A 15,622-nucleotide genomic window follows, 5' to 3' on the forward strand; every position below is an offset into this window, starting at 1 on the left:
CGTACGCGTTCCCGCGCGGGTCAGACCTTGACCGGGCTGTCGTCCTCCGCGGAGGCGGACGGGGCCGGGGCCACGGTCAGGCGGGCCGTCTTCTTCGCGCTGCGGCGCTCCTTGCGGAGCTCCAGCATCGTGTAGAGGGTCGGCACCAGCAGGAGGGTGAGCAGGGTGGAGCTGATCAGGCCGCCGATGACGACCACCGCGAGCGGCTGCGAGATGAAGCCGCCCTCGCCGGTGACGCCCAGCGCCATCGGGAGCAGCGCGAAGATCGTCGCCAGTGCCGTCATGAGGATCGGGCGCAGCCGGTGGCGGCCGCCCTCGACGACCGCCTCGATCACGCCGTAGCCCTGGGCCCGGTACTGGTTGACCAGGTCGATCAGCACGATCGCGTTGGTCACGACGATGCCGATGAGCATCAGCATGCCGATCAGGGCCGGGACGCCGAGCGGGGTGCCGGTGACCAGGAGCAGGCCGAGCGCGCCGGTCGCGGCGAACGGGATGGAGACCAGCAGGATCAGCGGCTGGACCAGCGAGCGGAACGTCGCGACCAGCAGCATGAACACGAGCGCGATGGCCGCGAGCATGGCCAGGCCCAGCTGTGCGAAGGCCTCGCTCTGGTCCTCCCCGACGCCGCCGATGGAGGCCGTGGCGCCCGCGGGCAGGTCCAGGGCCTTGATCTTCGACTGCAGGGTGGAGCTGACGGCGCCGGTGTTGTCGCCGATCGGCTTCGCGCTGATGGTCGCGGCGCGGGCGCCGTCGATCCGGGTCATCGCGACGGGGCCGGGGACCTCCTTGACCTCGGCGATGTCGCCGAGCCTGACCGGGCCGACCGGCAGCGCCTGCAGCTCGGCCAGGGTGGCGGCCGGCTGCGCGGACTTGATGACGATGTCCCGCTCGGTGTCGTCCAGTACGGCCTTGCCCGCCGGGTTGCCGCGTACGGCCTGTCCGACGATGGCGCCGAGCGCGGCCTGGTTCAGGCCGAACTCCGCCGCCTTGGGGGTGGCGGTGACCGAGATCCGGGGCACGGACTGGGACAGGTCGCTCTGGACGTCGGTGACGTCCTCGATCTTCGCCACCTCGGCGCGGACCTGCTCGGCGGCCCGGGCGAGTACGGCCCCGTCGCCGGCCTTGACGACGACGCTGAGGTTCTGGCTGGCGAAGCCGTCGCCGGCCGCGATGGTGGTCTCCCCGATGCCCTCGATCCCCTTGAGGGCGGTCTCGATGGTCTTCTTGGCGGACTCGGTCTTGTCCGATCCCTCCAGCGTGACCTGGTACGAGGCCTGGTTGGAGCCCGTACCGCCGCCGAAGGCGGCCATGAAGCCGGAGGAGCCGACGGTGACCTGGTAATCCTTGACCCCGTCGGTCTCGGAGAGGACCTTCTCGACCTTGCGGCTCGCCTCGTCGGCGGCGGCCAGCGAGGTGCCGGGCGCCAACTGCTGCTTGATGCTCAGGACTTCCTGCTCGCCCTGGTCGAAGAAGTTCGTCTTGAGCAGCGGGGTCATGCCCAGCGTCGCGACGAGCACCACGACGGCGACGGCCACGGTGGCGAGCCGGCGGCGGGTGACCAGGTCCAGCGCCCGGACGTAGAACTGCTGGAGCTTGCTGCGGGACTCCTTCTCCTCGGCCTCGCGGCGGGCCTTCTCGATGCTCGCGGCGTCCCCCTCCACGACGCCCTTCGGCGCGCGCAGGAACCAGTACGAGAGCACAGGCACGACCGTCAGGGAGACGATCAGCGAGGCCAGCAGGGCCGCGGTGACGGTGATGGAGAACGGGCCGAAGAACTGGCCGACCATGCCGCCGACGAAGGCGATCGGCAGGAAGACGGCGACGGTGGTGAGCGTGGAGGAGGTGACCGCGCCGGCCACCTCCTTGACCGCGGTGATGATCGCGTGCCGGCGCTCCTCGCCATAGCCGAGGTGGCGCTTGATGTTCTCCAGGACCACGATCGAGTCGTCGACGACCCGGCCGATGGCGATGGTGAGCGCGCCCAGCGTCAGCATGTTGAGGGAGAGGTCGCGGGTCCACAGCACGATCAGCGCGAGGACGACGGACAGCGGGATGGAGACCGCGGTGACCAGCGTCGAGCGCAGCGAGCCGAGGAAGACCAGGATCACGACGACCGCGAAGACCAGGCCGAGCAGGCCCTCGGTGGTCAGGCCCGAGATGGACTTGGCGACGGCCGGGCCCTGGTCGCTGACCACGGTCAGGTCGGCGCCGGAGCCGAGGGTGGAGCGGAGCTCGGGCAGCTTGTCCTTGACCGCGTCCGAGATGGCGACGGCGCTGCCGTCCTTGTCCATGGTGAGGACCAGGGCGAGGCTGGGCTTGCCGTTGGTGCGGGTGAGGGAGTCGGCCCTGGCGGGCTCCTGCTTCACGCCCGCCACGTCGCCGAGGCGGACGGCGGGCTTGCCCGGTCCGGCGGTGAGGCGCAGGTCCTCCAGCTGGGCGAGCGAGGTGTAGCCCGAACCGACGCGCACGGTGCGGTTCTTGCCCCCCTCGTCGAAGGAGCCCGCGGGGACGGTGGCGCCGCCCGCCTGGAGGCCCTGGGCCAGGGCCGCTCCGTCGAGGCCGGCGGCGGCGAGCTTGGCGTTGTCGGGGGTGACGGTGACCTGGAGGTCCTGGACCCCGTCGACGGTGACCTGGCCGACGCCGGCGATGTCCTCCAGCGCGGGGACCACCGACTTGTTCAGCTGGTCGGCCAGCGCCTGCTGGTCCTTGTCGGAGGTGACGGCGAGGACCACGGTGGGCATGTCGTCGGTGGAACCGGCGATCACCTGCGGGTCCACCTCGGCGGGCAGCCGTACGCGGGCCCGGTTGACGGCCTGCTGGACGTCGGCGACGAGCTGCTTGGTGCCGTCGTCGCCGTAGTCGAAGGTCGCCATGATGAGGGCGTTGCCCTCACTGGCGGTGGAGGTGATGCCGGTGATGCCGTCGACGCCCTTGAGCATGGCTTCGATCGGTTCGACGACCTGCTTCTCCACCACGTCGGGCGAGGCGCCCTGGTACGGCGCGAGCACGGACACCATCGGCAGGTCGATGGAGGGCAGCAGCTGCTGCTTGAGCTGCGGGATGGCTATGGCGCCGAAGAGGAGCGCGACGAGCGACACGAGGCCGATCAGCGCCCTTTGGGCGAGGCTGAAGCGGGACAGCCGGAACATGGCTATGGGGATCTCTCTGCAGGGACGCGGTGACGTCTACGAGGCATGACGGGGCCGTGCCTTCGGGCACGCGCGGGCTCCCTCAGCCTCTCCCGCACACGGGCCCGGCCACGTCGGCCCCAGGTCCCGTCCTTATCCGGGGCATACCGCGTCCGCAGTAGGCGGGGCTACTGCGAACTGCTCGGAACTCCCCCGAACTAGTCGGCCCTGGGCCGGACTAGTCCCGATTCGTAGGCGATGACCACCAATTGCGCCCGGTCGCGGGCGCCGAGTTTGGACATGGCGCGGTTCACGTGGGTCTTGACGGTGAGCGGGCTGACTTCCAGCCGGCGGGCGATCTCGTCGTTGGACAGGCCGGCCGCCACGAGGACGAGGACCTCGCGCTCGCGGACGGTCAGCGCGGCGAGGCGCTGTACGTGGTCGGCGCCCGCGGCGGGCGTGGCCACGGCGCCGCCGCCCTGCGCGAGGAAGGTGGCGATGAGCCCTTTGGTGGCGGCCGGGGAGAGCAGCGCGTCGCCGGCCGCCGCGACGCGGATGGCGTTGAGCAGTTCCTCGGGCTCGGCGCCCTTGCCGAGGAACCCGGAGGCGCCCGCCCGCAGGGCCGCCGCCACGTACTCGTCCACCTCGAAGGTCGTCAGCATCACCACGCGTACCGCGGCCAGTTCGGGGTCCGCGCTGATCAGCCGGGTGGCGGCGAGGCCGTCGGTGCCGGGCATCCGGATGTCCATCAGCACGACGTCGGGCCGCTCCGTGCGCGCCAGTTCGAAGGCCTGCGCCCCGTCGGAGGCCTCCCCGACGACGCACATGTCGGCCTCGGAGTCGACGAGCACCTTGAACGCGCTGCGCAGCAGGGCCTGGTCGTCGGCGAGGAGCACCCGGATGGGCGTCTGGGCCTGGTTCGGGGTCGTTTCCACGCCCTGACCCTACGTCGTCCCGCGACGGGGTCCGGGCGGGCGGCGCGGGCCAGGCAAGATCCGAAAGAGACGGCCTAGCCCAGGGCCAGTACCACCAGGGCCGTCGTCGCCGAGACCTCGGCCAGGGCTCCGAACACGTCGCCCGTGACCCCGTCGAAGCGGCGTACGCAGCGGCGGAGCAAGGCCTCCGCCACCAGCAGGGCGGCCAGGACCGCAGCCGCGTGCTGCGCGGCGGCCGGCAGGCCCAGCGGCAGCGCGGCGGCGGCGGACAGGGCCACCACCAGCGCGGCGACCGTCCCGGCGGCGCCGCCGGGAACCACTCCGGCGACCGCCGCGCCCAGCCCCTCGGGGCGGGCCGGGGGGACCCCGTCGCGGGAGGCCAGGGTCATCGCGAGCCGGGCGGTGACGGCGGCGACCACGGCGGCCAGCGCGCCCCGGGTCCAGCTGTCGGCGTACACGTTCGCCAGCGCCGCGACCTGGACCAGCAGCACGAACACCAGCGCCACCACCCCGAAGGGGCCGATGTCGGACTGCTTCATGATGCGCAGCGCGGCGTCGGCCGGCTTGGCGCTGCCCAGTCCGTCCACCGTGTCGGCGAGGCCGTCCAGGTGCAGGGCGCGGGTCAGGGCGGCCGGCACGGCGACGGTGACGGCCGCGGCGAGCAGCGGGCCGCCGCCGCACAGCAGCAGGAGCACCCCGGGCGCGGCCGAGAGGAGCCCCACGGCGAGCCCGGCGAGCGGGGCGCAGGCCATGCCGGTGCGGGCGGCGGGACGGTCCCAGCGGGTGATGCGCGCGGGCAGCACGGTGAGCGTGCCGAAGGCGAAGCGGACCCCGTCGAGCAGCGAGGCCCGGTCCGGGGGCGGGGTCAGGGGCGGGCCGTCGTACGAATCTGTCATCGGCGCGAACGCTACCCGCTCGACGGGACCGGTAAGTTACCCATAACGCCCCAAAGCGGAAGGTGGTGGCATGGGTCACTGGTGGTATCGCAACATTGTGGAGCCGGGGAAGCTCCCGCTGCTCCTCGCGCTGCTCGCCTTCGTGCTGTCCTTCCTGGTCACCCGCGTGATCACCCGGATGATCCGGGCGGGGCGCGGGCCCTTCAAGAACGTCACGCCGGGCGGGATGCACATCCACCACGTGGTCCCGGGAGTGATCCTCGTGATCATCGGCGGCTTCGGCGCGATCGGCAGCGCCCGGCACAGCTTCGGGGCGGGCCTGTCGGCCGTGATCTTCGGGCTGGGCGCGGGGCTGGTGCTGGACGAGTTCGCGCTGATCCTGCACCTGGACGACGTCTACTGGAGCGAGCAGGGGCGCAAGAGCGTGGAGATCGTGGTCCTGACGGCGGCGGTCGTGGCGCTGGTGCTGGGCGGCTTCCTGCCGTTCGGGGTCAACGACCTCACCGAGGACGAGCGGCACAACCGCGGCCTGGTCGCCATGAACACGGCGACCAACTTCTTCCTCGCCCTGATCGCCCTGTGGAAGGGCAAACCGCGCACCGCGTTCTTCGGCACGGTCATCCCCTTCGTCGCACTGATCGGCTCGGTCCGCCTCGCCCGGCCCGGCTCTCCGTACGCGAAGAAGTTCTACGCGAACCGCCCGAAGGCCCGCGCCAAGGCCCAGCTGCGCGCCTTCCACCACGACCGCCGGTGGGCCTCGCCGCGGCGCAGGTTCGAGAACTTCATCGGCGGCACGCCCGACCCGGAGCGGCAGGCGTCCGAGAAGGAGCCGCACTGAGCCGGCGGCCGGTACGGCGACGGCGCGAGGGCCCGTCCCCGATGGGGGCGGGCCCTCGCGTTCACGTCGTACGGCCGCGTACCGGCCGGGACCGGCCGGGACCGGTCGGGACCGGGCCGGGGGTCAGCCCGGGATCAGCCCGTCGTCGCCGAGCATCTTCCGCACCTCGTCCAGCGAGGCGTCGGGGGCGGGCAGGATCAGCTCGGACGGCTCCAGCGCCTCGTCGGGCAGCGGCTTGCCGAGCTGCCGTACGGCGTCCAGCAGGGTGCCCAGCGTGCGCCGGAAGCCCTCCTCGTCACCGCTCTCCATCTCCGCGAGCAGTTCGTCGTCCAGCGCGTTGAGCTCGGTGAAGTGGCTGTCCGCCAGCTCCACCTGGCCTTCCCCCATGATGCGGACAATCATGACGGGCCCCGTCCTACTGCTTGTCGAACCGGTGCTGGGTCTGCGACTGCTGGCCGGCACCCGGTGCGCCGCCCTCGAGGGCCTGCTGCTCGGCGGAGGTGCCGCCGGCCAGCTCGGCCTTCATGCGCTGGAGCTCCAGCTCCACGTCGGTCCCGCCGGAGAGGCGGTCGAGCTCGGCCTGGATGTCGTCCTTGGAGCCGAGGCCGCTCCGGTCGTCGAGCGCCCCGGAGGCGAGCAGTTCATCGATCGCGCCGGCGCGGGCCTGGAGCTGCGCCGTCTTGTCCTCGGCGCGCTGGATGGCGAGGCCGACGTCGCTCATCTCCTCGGAGATGCCGGAGAAGGACTCGGCGATCCGCGTCTGCGCCTGGGCGGCCGTGTAGGTGGCCTTGATGGTCTCCTTCTTCGTACGGAAGGCGTCCACCTTGGCCTGGAGCCGCTGCGCGGCGAGGGTCAGCTTCTCCTCCTCGCCCTGGAGGGTCTGGTGCTGCACCTCCAGGTCGCTGACCTGCTGCTGGAGCGAGGCGCGGCGGGACAGGGCCTCGCGGGCCAGGTCCTCACGGCCCAGGGCGAGGGCCTTGCGGCCCTGGTCCTCCAGCTTGCTGGACTGGCCCTGGAGCTGGTTGAGCTGCAGCTCCAGCCGCTTGCGGGAGGTCGCCACGTCGGCGACGCCGCGGCGCACCTTCTGAAGCAGTTCGAGCTGCTTCTGGTACGAGTAGTCGAGGGTCTCGCGCGGGTCCTCGGCCCGGTCCAGGGCCTTGTTCGCCTTCGCGCGGAAGATCATCCCCATACGCTTCATGACACCGCTCATGGGCTTCGCGCGCCCCCTTCTAGACGGACTTCGCTCCAGGTCACCAACAAGACCCACAGTACGGGCCCTGTCTCTATTACCGCACTGTTCGAGCGGGGATGCGCTCCTCCTCCAGGACGACTGATCGTCGGCCGTGTCAGGCGTAAGGAGTAGGTGCTCCCCTCAGGAGGACGCCCGCCGTTGCCGGATCGTTCCCCGCGGGGATGGGGCCCGTGCCCACAACCACGTACCCTTGGGTTTTGTGTTTGGTAGCCGATCCTCCAAGGAAGAGAAGGACGCCGCCACCGACAAGGTGAGCGCCGACCTCTCGCAGTCCCGTGACCCTCAGGCCCCGAAGGGCCGCCCGACGCCGAAGCGTGCTGTGGCCCAGTCGCAGCGCAAGGCCGTGGTGGCCTCGACCGGCAACCGCAAGGAGGATGCCAAGCGAGCTCGTGAGCGCCGCCGGGTCGAGATGGCCAAGCAGCGCGAGGCCCTCGCCAATGGCGACGAGCGTTATCTGCCCAACCGCGACAAGGGTCCCGTGCGCCGGTACGTGCGCGACTTCGTGGACTCCCGCTTCTCCGTCGCCGAGATGTTCCTGCCGCTGGCCGTGCTCATCCTGGTGCTGAGCATGGTGCGGGTGCCGTCCATCCAGAACATCGCGCTGCTGCTGTGGCTCGGCGTGATCGCGCTGATCCTCGTCGACTCCGTCGGCATGTTCATCCGCCTGCGCAAGGCCCTGAACGAGCGCTTCCCGGACGAGCCCAAGCGCGGCGCCGTCGCGTACGGCCTGATGCGCACCCTCCAGATGCGCCGGCTGCGTCTGCCGAAGCCGCAGGTCAAGCGCGGGGAACGGCCCTGAGCCGAGGAACGCCCGGAGCGTTCGGCGGGGGTGGATTCGCGGACGGGGCCCGTCTCTGGCTCGAAGGCCTGGGCGGGCTCCGCAACGCGGTGCGCCAAGAGCTCGTCGGCCGTCAGGTCGACGAGCAGATCGCGCACCGCTTCCCCGTCGGGCAGCGGCTGCGCGTCCTCGACGTGGGCATGGGCCAGGGCACCCAGGCGCTGCGCCTGGCCCGCGCCGGGCACAAGGTGACCGGCCTGGAGCAGGATCCGGCCATGCTGGCCGTCGCCCGTAAGGTGCTGGCCGCCGAGCCCGCCGGGATCCAGGACCGCGTCCGCCTCATGGAGGGCGACGGCCGGGAGACCGGCGTGCACTTCCTGCCGGGCAGCTTCGACGTGGTGCTCTGCCACGGCGTCCTCATGTACGTGCCCGAGCCGGACGCCATGCTCGCCGGGCTCGCCCGGATGCTGGCCCCCGGCGGACTGCTGTCCCTGCTGGTGCGCAACGGCGACGCCCTCGCCATGCGCCCCGGCCTGCACGGCGACTGGGCGGCCGCCCTGGCGGCCTTCGACAGCGTCGACTACACGAACCGGCTGGGCCTGGACGTGCGCGCCGACCGGCTGGCCACGCTCACCGCGACCCTGTCCGGGATCGGCGCCCCGCTGCAGACCTGGTACGGCGTACGCGTCTTCACCGACGGCACCGAGGCCGGGGACAAGCTCCCGGGCGAGGCGGAACTGGAGCGGCTGCTCGCCGCCGAGGACCGCGCCGGGCGGACGGACCCCTACCGCGGGGTCGCCGCGCTGCTGCACCTGTGCGGCGTAAGGGGCTGAGCCCGCGGGCGTCCGTGACACGGCGGAGCCCGGACCCCCTGAGGGGTCCGGGCTCTCGCGTACCCGGGGGCCGGCCGGAACGGTCGGAACCGTGCCGAGCCGGTCGGCTCCGGTTAGAGTTCCGCGGCCTCGCGCAGGCTCATCGTGTAGAGCTGGACCCCGTTGTCGTCGGAGAGCTTCACCTGTTCGGTACCGCCCTCCAGCAGGTCCTTCCAGTACTCGCCGATCCAGGATTCGGCGTCCCCCTGCGTGGTGAACTCCTCCGGCACCACCGACGGGCTCGTCTCACTGCCGTCGGCCGCCTCGAACCGCCACGTCCACGCCATGTCCGCCTCCGTTGCTCGTCCGCTTCTCACACGCTTGTCGCCTTGAGTGTGCCCGCAGACTACTGACGTTTGCGGGTTGTCGTCCCTAGACGGCCCTCAAGGGCCGATGATCAGCCCCACCGTCGCCAAGGCGCCGCCCGCGAGGGCCAGGAGCGCCATTCGCTGGGCGTTGCGCACGTAGCCCTGGCTTGCGCTACGCCACCGTCTGCCCCCCGACCGGGCGCGCAGCACTCCCGGCGACGCGGGAGGATCATCCTGTGGAACTCACTCTGCTCGGCACCGGCACACCCGAAGGACTGCCCCGCCCCGGCTGTCCCTGCGCCGCGTGCGCGCTCTCCGTGGGGCCCCGGGCGCGCGCCGCCACCTCCGTGCTCGTGGACGGGGCGCTGCTGCTGGACCTGACCCCCGGGGCGGTGCTCGCGGGCGCCCGGGCGGGGCATTCGCTGGCCGCCGTACGGCAGGTCCTGCTGACCCACCCGCACGACGGTCCCCCCGTCGAGCTGCCGCCGGGGCTGCCGGCGGCCGGGCGGGTGCCGGACGGGCGGGAGCTCGCGGTGATCTCCGGGCACCGGGTGCGGGCCGTGCCGATGGACGCGCCGGGCACCGGGTACGAGGTGACCGGGCCGGACGGCGCCCGGATGCTGTACCTGCCGCCGGGCGGGGCCCCCGCCGGGACGTCGGGCACCAGCGGGCGGCGCCCGTACGACGTGGTCCTCGCGGACGTCGTCGGCCGCCCTGAGGCGCTGGCGAGGCTGCGGGCCAGCGGCGCGGTGGGGCCGGCGACGGACGTGATCGCCGTCCACCTGGACCACGACACCCCGCCGGGAGCGGAACTGGAGCGCCGGTGCGCGGCCGCGGGCGCGCGGACGGTGGCGGACGGGACCACGGTGGCCGCCGGGGAGTACCGGCCGGCGCCGGAGGTGCCGCGGCGGACCCTGGTCCTGGGCGGCGCCCGGTCGGGCAAGTCGTACGAGGCCGAGCGCCGGCTGACCGGCTACCCGGAGGTGGTCTACGTGGCCACCGGCGGTACGCGCGAGGGCGACGCGGAGTGGGCCGCGCGGGTCGGGCTGCACCGCGAGCGCCGGTCCTCTTCCTGGCGGACGGTGGAGACCTGCGACCTGGTGCCGCTGCTGGAGGAGGAGGGCCCGGCGCTGCTCATCGACTGCCTGGCGCTGTGGCTCACGGAGGCGATGGACCGGGCCGGGGCCTGGGACGACGCGGTCTGGGCGGACAAGGGCGCCGCGGAGCTGCGGGAACGGACCGCGTCGCTCGTGGCCGCCGTCCGCGCGACCCGAAGGCCGGTGGTGCTGGTCAGCAACGAGGTGGGCTCGGGCGTGGTCCCCGCGACCGCGTCGGGGCGCCGGTTCCGGGACGAGTTGGGGAGGCTGAACGCGGGGGTCGCCGGGGAGTGCGAGCACGTGCTCCTCGTCGTCGCGGGCCAGGCGCTCGTCCTGAAGCAGTAACCGCGGGCACCTGCAACGGAACGCGGCGCACGGACCGTTCGGGCGCCGCGGGGGGCCGCTGTACCCTCTGGCAAATGACCACGCTGAATCTCGACGACTTCTCCGATCTGATCGAGCGCCCCGACGGGGGCGTCCGGCGTGACGCCGAGGAACGCCGTGAACGGCTGGCCGTGCCGGTCGGGGCGCTGGGGCGGCTCGACGAGCTCGCCGAGTGGCTCGCCGCCGCGCAGGGGCAGGTGCCGGTCAAGCCGATCGAGCGGCCGCGCGTCGTGCTGTTCGCCGCCGACCACGGGGTGGCCTCCGAGGGGGTCTCCGCGCGTCCCGCGGGCAGCGCCCACGAGCTGGTGCGGGCGGTCCTCGACGGCCGGAGCCCGGTGGCGGTCCTGGCCGGGCGGTTCGGCGCCTCCGTACGGATCGTGGACGCCGGCCTGGACTGCCACCTCGACCTGCTGCCCCAGGAGATCACCAAGCACCGCGTCCGGCGCGGCAGCGGGCGGATCGACGTCGAGGACGCGCTGACGACCGAGGAGGCCGAGGCCGCGCTGCGCCTCGGGATGCAGATCGCCGACGAGGAGGCCGACTCCGGGACCGACCTGGTCGTCCTCGGCGACCTGAGCGTCGGCGGGACCACCGTCGCCGCGACCCTCGTCGCCGCCCTGTGCGGCACCGACGCGTCCGTGGTCACCGGCCGCGGCGGCATGCCGATCGACGACCTGACCTGGATGCGCAAGTGCGCGGCGATCCGCGACGCGCTGCGACGCGCCCGGCCCGTCCTCGGGGATCAGGTCGCGCTGCTCGCCGCCGTCGGCGGCGCCGACGTCGCCGCGATCACCGGTTTCCTGCTCCAGTGCGCGGTGCGCCGCACCCCCGTGATCCTCGACGGGGTCGTCTCGGCGGCCTGCGGGCTGGTGGCCCAGCGGGCCGCTTTCCGCGCCCCGGACTGGTGGCTGGCCGGGCAGGCCAGCGGGGAGCCCGGCCAGGCCAAGGCGCTGGACCGGATGGCGCTCAACCCCGTGCTCGACCACGGCGTCACTGTGGGAGAAGGAACCGGGGCGCTGCTGGCTCTTCCCCTCGTCCAGGCGGCCGCCGCACTCGCGGCGGAACTCCCCCCGGGGGTCCCCCCGGAGGAAGTCTGGGGGAGAGTGGCCGAGCCCACCGAATGAGCCACCGGGGTCCGCGGTCCTGACCAGGCGGCGGTCCTCCGGAGCGAAGCACGGACCGCGATGCCCCATATCATCGCTTTTTATGGGAGAGGTCCGTTTGACCAGCGCAGAGACCGATCGGAAGACCGACCGAGGAACCGGTGGGGATCCGAACGGCAGAAACAAGCCGGGGGGCGGCAGCCCGGCGAACGTCGAGGGGGCCGGCCGGGGGAACGTCCGGGAAACCGGCCGGGGAAGCGTCCGCTCGCGGCGCAGCGCCACCTTCGCGGTGTGGTACTTGCGCGCCGTCACCTTCGTCAACCTGCTCAGCGCGGTGTGGTTCTCGCTCGGCCAGGACCTGCGCCGGCACAGCACCGCCGATTTCTACACCCCGTACCTGCTCACGGCGGGCTTCGCCTCCGCGGCGTTCTCGCTCCTGCTCACCGTCACCATGGGCCGCCGCAAACGCGCGGCCTGGATCCTGAACCTCGTGCTGAGCGGGCTGCTCCTGGCGGCCTTCGCCATGGCCGCCGTCGCCTCCTTCACCCCGTGCTCGGGGGGCTCGTACGAGTTCTGCTATCCGGAGTTCCGCGTCCACCCCCAGAACTGGGTGGCCTTCGGACTGACCGCGCTCTTCGTCGGCTCCCTGCTGCTGGGCCGCCGGGAGTTCTACGCCAAGGGCGACCGCTCCAACCCGCTGCTGGCCAGCCTGGTCGCCTCCGTCGGCCTGCTCGTGACCTCGCTGGTCGCGGCCCTGCTCGTCGGCGCGACGAACACCGACCCGGAGGCCGCGGACGCCACGTTCCTGGCCCGCTGGCGGTACGGCGTGATGCGGCTGGTCACCCTGGCCCCGGACGACAAGGCGTACCACACGATCACCACCCCGGGCTGGGTGGACGTGGCGATCAACGTCATGTCGACGCTGCTGCTGCTCGCCGTGCTGTTCGCGGCCTTCCGCTCGCGCCGCGCCGTCGACCCGATCGGCGAGGAGGACGAGGAGAAGCTGCGCCTGCTGCTCGCCCGGCACGGCGACCGCGACTCGCTGGGCTACTTCGCGCTGCGCCGCGAGAAGTCCGTCGTCTGGTCCCCCACCGGCAAGGCCGCGGTCACCTACCGCGTCGTCGGCGGGGTCTCGCTGGCCTCCGGAGACCCGATCGGCGACCCCGAGGCCTGGCCCGGCGCCATCGAGCCCTGGCTGGCCGAGGCCCGCGAACACGGCTGGGTCCCCGCCGTGATGGGCGCGAGCGAGGAGGCCGGGCAGATCTACGCCCGGCACGGACTGGACGCTCTGGAACTGGGCGACGAGGCCATCGTCGAGACCGACGAGTTCACCCTGGAGGGCCGCGCCATGCGGACCGTCCGCCAGGCGTACAACCGGGTCAAGCGCGCCGGGTACACCGTCCGCATCCGCCGCCACGCCGACATCCCGGCCGAGGAGATGGACGTGCTCCTGCTGCGCGCCGACGACTGGCGCGACGGCGCGACCGAGCGCGGCTTCTCGATGGCACTGGGCCGGCTGGGCGATCCCGACGACGGCCAGTGCGTGATGCTGGAGTGCTTCGACGGCGAGGGCGGTCTGCGCGCCGTGCTGTCCTTCGTGCCCTGGGGTCCCAAGGGCCTGTCGCTGGACCTGATGCGCCGGGACCGGGATTCCGAGAACGGCCTGATGGAGTTCATGGTCATCGAACTCCTGGAGCGTTCAAAGGAGATCGGGGTCACCCAGGTCTCGCTGAACTTCGCGATGTTCCGGTCCGTCTTCGAGCGCGGATCGAAGCTCGGCGCCGGTCCGGTGCTGCGGCTGTGGCGCTCGCTGCTGAGCTTCTTCTCGCGCTGGTGGCAGATCGAGTCCCTCTACCGGGCCAACGCCAAATACCGGCCGATCTGGGAACCGCGGTTCATGCTCTTCGAGAAGAGTTCGGACCTGCTGCGGATCGGGATCGCGGCGGGCCGGGCCGAGGGCTTCCTGGAAGCGCCCGGGCTGCCGAAGTGGATGCACCGCAGACATCTGGAGAGCAAGCGTTGACCACTGCCTCACTGCGGCGGTTCGCCCGCCGCGAGTGGGGGCCCCTGTACCGCACGGTCCGGGACGCGCTCGTCCGCGACAGGTGGCGGGCGATCCCGATGACCCTCGGCGCGGTCTGTCTGACCGCGGTCCTCCAGATCGTGCAGCAGACCTCATGGGGCTTCCAGCCGGTGCAGGACCTCGGGTCGGTCAAGGCCGTCGACCCGCTCTGGCTGGCCCTGCTGCGGACCCCGCTGTCGCTGTTCGTCCCGGCGCTGGACCTGCCGGTGTGGGGCGCGCTCGGGCAGATCCTGCTCGTCTTCGGGATCTCGGAGATCTGCATCGGCTGGTGGCGCACGCTGGTCATCGGCTACGTGGCCACCCTGGCCGGGACCACGTACGCGCGGATCGGGCTCTCGCTCGGCCCGGACCACCCCTTCGGGCTGCCCGCCTCGGACAGGATCGTCGTCGACACCGGGCCCTCGGCGGCGGTGGTCGGGCTCGCGGTCTACGTCTGCTGGCGCTACCGGGCCTACCTGACCGGCTCCGCCGTGATCCTGGTCATGATCGCCGAGCTGCTCTTCAAGGACAACCTGGCGGGCAAGGAACACCTGGCCGCCATCGCCTCGGTGATGCTGATCTGCCTGGTCCGCGCCAAGTGGGGCCCCGAGCGCTCCCGCGCCCCGCTGGGGCGGCCCCCGGCCGCGACCCCGCCCCCGGCCCCGCCGCCGGCGCCGCCCGGGACGCCCCCCGTACCGCCGCCACGGGTCTGAGAACGCGCACGGGGCCGTACCGTATCGGGGTGACGACACACCTCGGGCCGCTCGCTCCCACGCGGCAGTGGATGCGGGACCATCCGCTGGCCACCGATGCCCTGCTGGCGTTCGGGGCGCTCGTCGCCATGGTCGTCGGGTCCTTCGCCGACCCGCACGGGGAGCACGGGCCGACCTTCGGAACCCGCACCCCCGAGCCGTTCTCGCTGGTCCTCATCGTCGCCGGCGCGGGCGCCCTGGTGCTGCGGCGCCGGCGGCCCCGCGCGGTGCTGGCCGTGACCGTCGGGCTGTCGCTGCTGGAACTGACCACCGGGGAGCCCCGGGCGCCCGTCGCCATGTGCACGGTGATCGCCCTGTACACGGTGGCCTCCCGCACCGACCGGCCCACCACCTGGAAGCTCGGCCTGCTCACCATGGCCGGGCTGACGGGCGTGGCCATGCTGGCCGGACCACTGCCCTGGTACGCGCAGGAGAACCTCGGCATCTTCGCCTGGACCGGCATGGCCGCGGCCGCCGGGGACGCGGTGCGCAGCCGGCGGGCGTTCATCGACGCCATCCAGGAGCGGGCCGAGCGCGCCGAGCGGACCCGCGAGGAGGAGGCCCGGCGCCGGGTGGCCGAGGAGCGGCTGCGGATCGCCCGGGACCTCCACGACGTGGTGGCCCATCACATCGCCCTGGTCAACGTGCAGGCGGGGGTGGCCGCACACGTCATGGACAAGCGCCCGGACCAGGCCAAGGAGGCCCTGGCGCACGTACGGGACGCCAGCCGCTCGGCCCTGAACGAACTGCGGGCGACCGTCGGGCTGCTGCGCCAGTCCGGCGACCCGGAGGCGCCGACCGAGCCGGCGCCCGGTCTGGCGGTCCTCGACGACCTGGTGGACACCTTCCGCAACGCCGGGCTCCCGGTGAAGGTGATGGTCCAGCTGGGCCCGGCCGCCGCGGTTCCGCTGCCGGCCGCCGTGGACCTGGCGGCGTACCGGGTGATCCAGGAGGCGCTGACCAACGTCCGCAAGCACGCCGGCCAGGGGGCCGGCGCCGAGGTCAGCGTGGTGCGGGTGGGCGGCTCCGTGGAGGTGACCGTGCTGGACGACGGCGGCTCCGCGGCGGACCCCTCGCCGGAGCCCGGCGATGCCGGCGGCGGGCACGGGCTGCTCGGCATGCGCGAGCGGGCCGTGGCCCTGGGCGGCTCCTGCTTCGCCGGCCCCCGCTTCGGTGGCGGCTACCGGGTGCACGCGATCCTTCCGGTGGGCTGA

14 protein-coding genes are annotated in these 15,622 nt (G+C 72.9%); 8 read left to right on the top strand and 6 right to left on the bottom strand.

From position 1 onward, the window contains the following. Positions 1-20: 20 nt before the first annotated feature. The 3 genes from AC6CKD_RS10605 to AC6CKD_RS10615 all read right to left on the bottom strand — a co-directional run bounded on the left by AC6CKD_RS10605 (position 21) and on the right by AC6CKD_RS10615 (position 4,962). Positions 21-3,152 (bottom strand): efflux RND transporter permease subunit, encoded by a 3,132-nt coding sequence (locus tag AC6CKD_RS10605; protein WP_498326717.1) that lies wholly within the window; start codon positions 3,150-3,152, stop codon positions 21-23. 197 nt (positions 3,153-3,349) lie between these two features. Further along, entirely contained in the window at positions 3,350-4,066 is a 717-nt protein-coding gene (locus AC6CKD_RS10610; protein WP_498326718.1) for a response regulator, read from the bottom strand. Positions 4,067-4,140: 74 nt separating this feature from the next. After that, complete coding sequence (locus tag AC6CKD_RS10615) at positions 4,141-4,962, bottom strand: adenosylcobinamide-GDP ribazoletransferase (protein WP_498326719.1); 822 nt, start codon at positions 4,960-4,962, stop codon at positions 4,141-4,143. Positions 4,963-5,032: 70 nt separating this feature from the next. Here AC6CKD_RS10615 and AC6CKD_RS10620 point away from each other — a divergent pair, with 70 nt between their 5' ends. Then, positions 5,033-5,800 (top strand): hypothetical protein, encoded by a 768-nt coding sequence (locus AC6CKD_RS10620; protein WP_498326720.1) that lies wholly within the window; start codon positions 5,033-5,035, stop codon positions 5,798-5,800. A gap of 123 nt (positions 5,801-5,923) precedes the next feature. Here the strand turns inward: AC6CKD_RS10620 and pspAA are convergent, their stop codons facing one another. Together pspAA and AC6CKD_RS10630 are read right to left on the bottom strand one after the other, a co-directional pair. Further along, positions 5,924-6,202 carry a PspA-associated protein PspAA gene (gene pspAA, locus AC6CKD_RS10625; protein ID WP_498326721.1) on the bottom strand — a complete coding sequence of 93 codons (279 nt, stop codon included), beginning with the start codon at positions 6,200-6,202 and terminating at the stop codon, positions 5,924-5,926. A gap of 13 nt (positions 6,203-6,215) precedes the next feature. Continuing rightward, positions 6,216-7,010 (bottom strand): PspA/IM30 family protein, encoded by a 795-nt coding sequence (locus AC6CKD_RS10630; RefSeq protein ID WP_498326723.1) that lies wholly within the window; start codon positions 7,008-7,010, stop codon positions 6,216-6,218. Between the two features lie 232 nt (positions 7,011-7,242). Between AC6CKD_RS10630 and AC6CKD_RS10635 the strand changes: the two genes are divergently transcribed. Together AC6CKD_RS10635 and AC6CKD_RS10640 are read left to right on the top strand one after the other, a co-directional pair. After that, on the top strand, positions 7,243-7,851 hold the full coding sequence (locus AC6CKD_RS10635) for a DUF3043 domain-containing protein (protein ID WP_478690537.1): 609 nt from the start codon (positions 7,243-7,245) through the stop codon (positions 7,849-7,851). Between the two features lie 89 nt (positions 7,852-7,940). Next, the gene (locus AC6CKD_RS10640; protein ID WP_498326724.1) at positions 7,941-8,663 is read left to right on the top strand and encodes a class I SAM-dependent methyltransferase; all 723 of its coding nucleotides are present in this window, start codon (positions 7,941-7,943) and stop codon (positions 8,661-8,663) included. A gap of 113 nt (positions 8,664-8,776) precedes the next feature. Here the strand turns inward: AC6CKD_RS10640 and AC6CKD_RS10645 are convergent, their stop codons facing one another. Further along, positions 8,777-8,989, bottom strand: a complete 213-nt coding sequence (locus AC6CKD_RS10645) for a hypothetical protein (protein ID WP_450909737.1) — start codon at positions 8,987-8,989, stop codon at positions 8,777-8,779. Between the two features lie 257 nt (positions 8,990-9,246). Here AC6CKD_RS10645 and AC6CKD_RS10650 point away from each other — a divergent pair, with 257 nt between their 5' ends. The 5 genes from AC6CKD_RS10650 (at position 9,247) to AC6CKD_RS10670 (ending at position 15,622) form a co-directional block, all read left to right on the top strand. Next, a complete protein-coding gene (locus AC6CKD_RS10650; protein WP_498326726.1) occupies positions 9,247-10,452 on the top strand; it encodes a bifunctional adenosylcobinamide kinase/adenosylcobinamide-phosphate guanylyltransferase in 1,206 nt (401 codons plus the stop codon). Between the two features lie 74 nt (positions 10,453-10,526). After that, positions 10,527-11,615: a nicotinate-nucleotide--dimethylbenzimidazole phosphoribosyltransferase gene (gene cobT, locus AC6CKD_RS10655; RefSeq protein ID WP_498326728.1), complete on the top strand. Its 1,089-nt coding sequence runs from the start codon at positions 10,527-10,529 to the stop codon at positions 11,613-11,615. Positions 11,616-11,697: 82 nt separating this feature from the next. Then, positions 11,698-13,617 carry a phosphatidylglycerol lysyltransferase domain-containing protein gene (locus AC6CKD_RS10660; protein ID WP_498326729.1) on the top strand — a complete coding sequence of 640 codons (1,920 nt, stop codon included), beginning with the start codon at positions 11,698-11,700 and terminating at the stop codon, positions 13,615-13,617. Next, the gene (locus AC6CKD_RS10665; RefSeq protein ID WP_498326731.1) at positions 13,614-14,369 is read left to right on the top strand and encodes a hypothetical protein; all 756 of its coding nucleotides are present in this window, start codon (positions 13,614-13,616) and stop codon (positions 14,367-14,369) included. Before AC6CKD_RS10660 ends, AC6CKD_RS10665 begins: the two co-directional genes overlap by 4 nt. A gap of 71 nt (positions 14,370-14,440) precedes the next feature. Continuing rightward, a complete protein-coding gene (locus AC6CKD_RS10670) occupies positions 14,441-15,622 on the top strand; it encodes a sensor histidine kinase (RefSeq protein ID WP_498326955.1) in 1,182 nt (393 codons plus the stop codon).

The sequence above is a fragment of the Streptomyces sp. GQ60 genome (assembly GCF_059758875.1).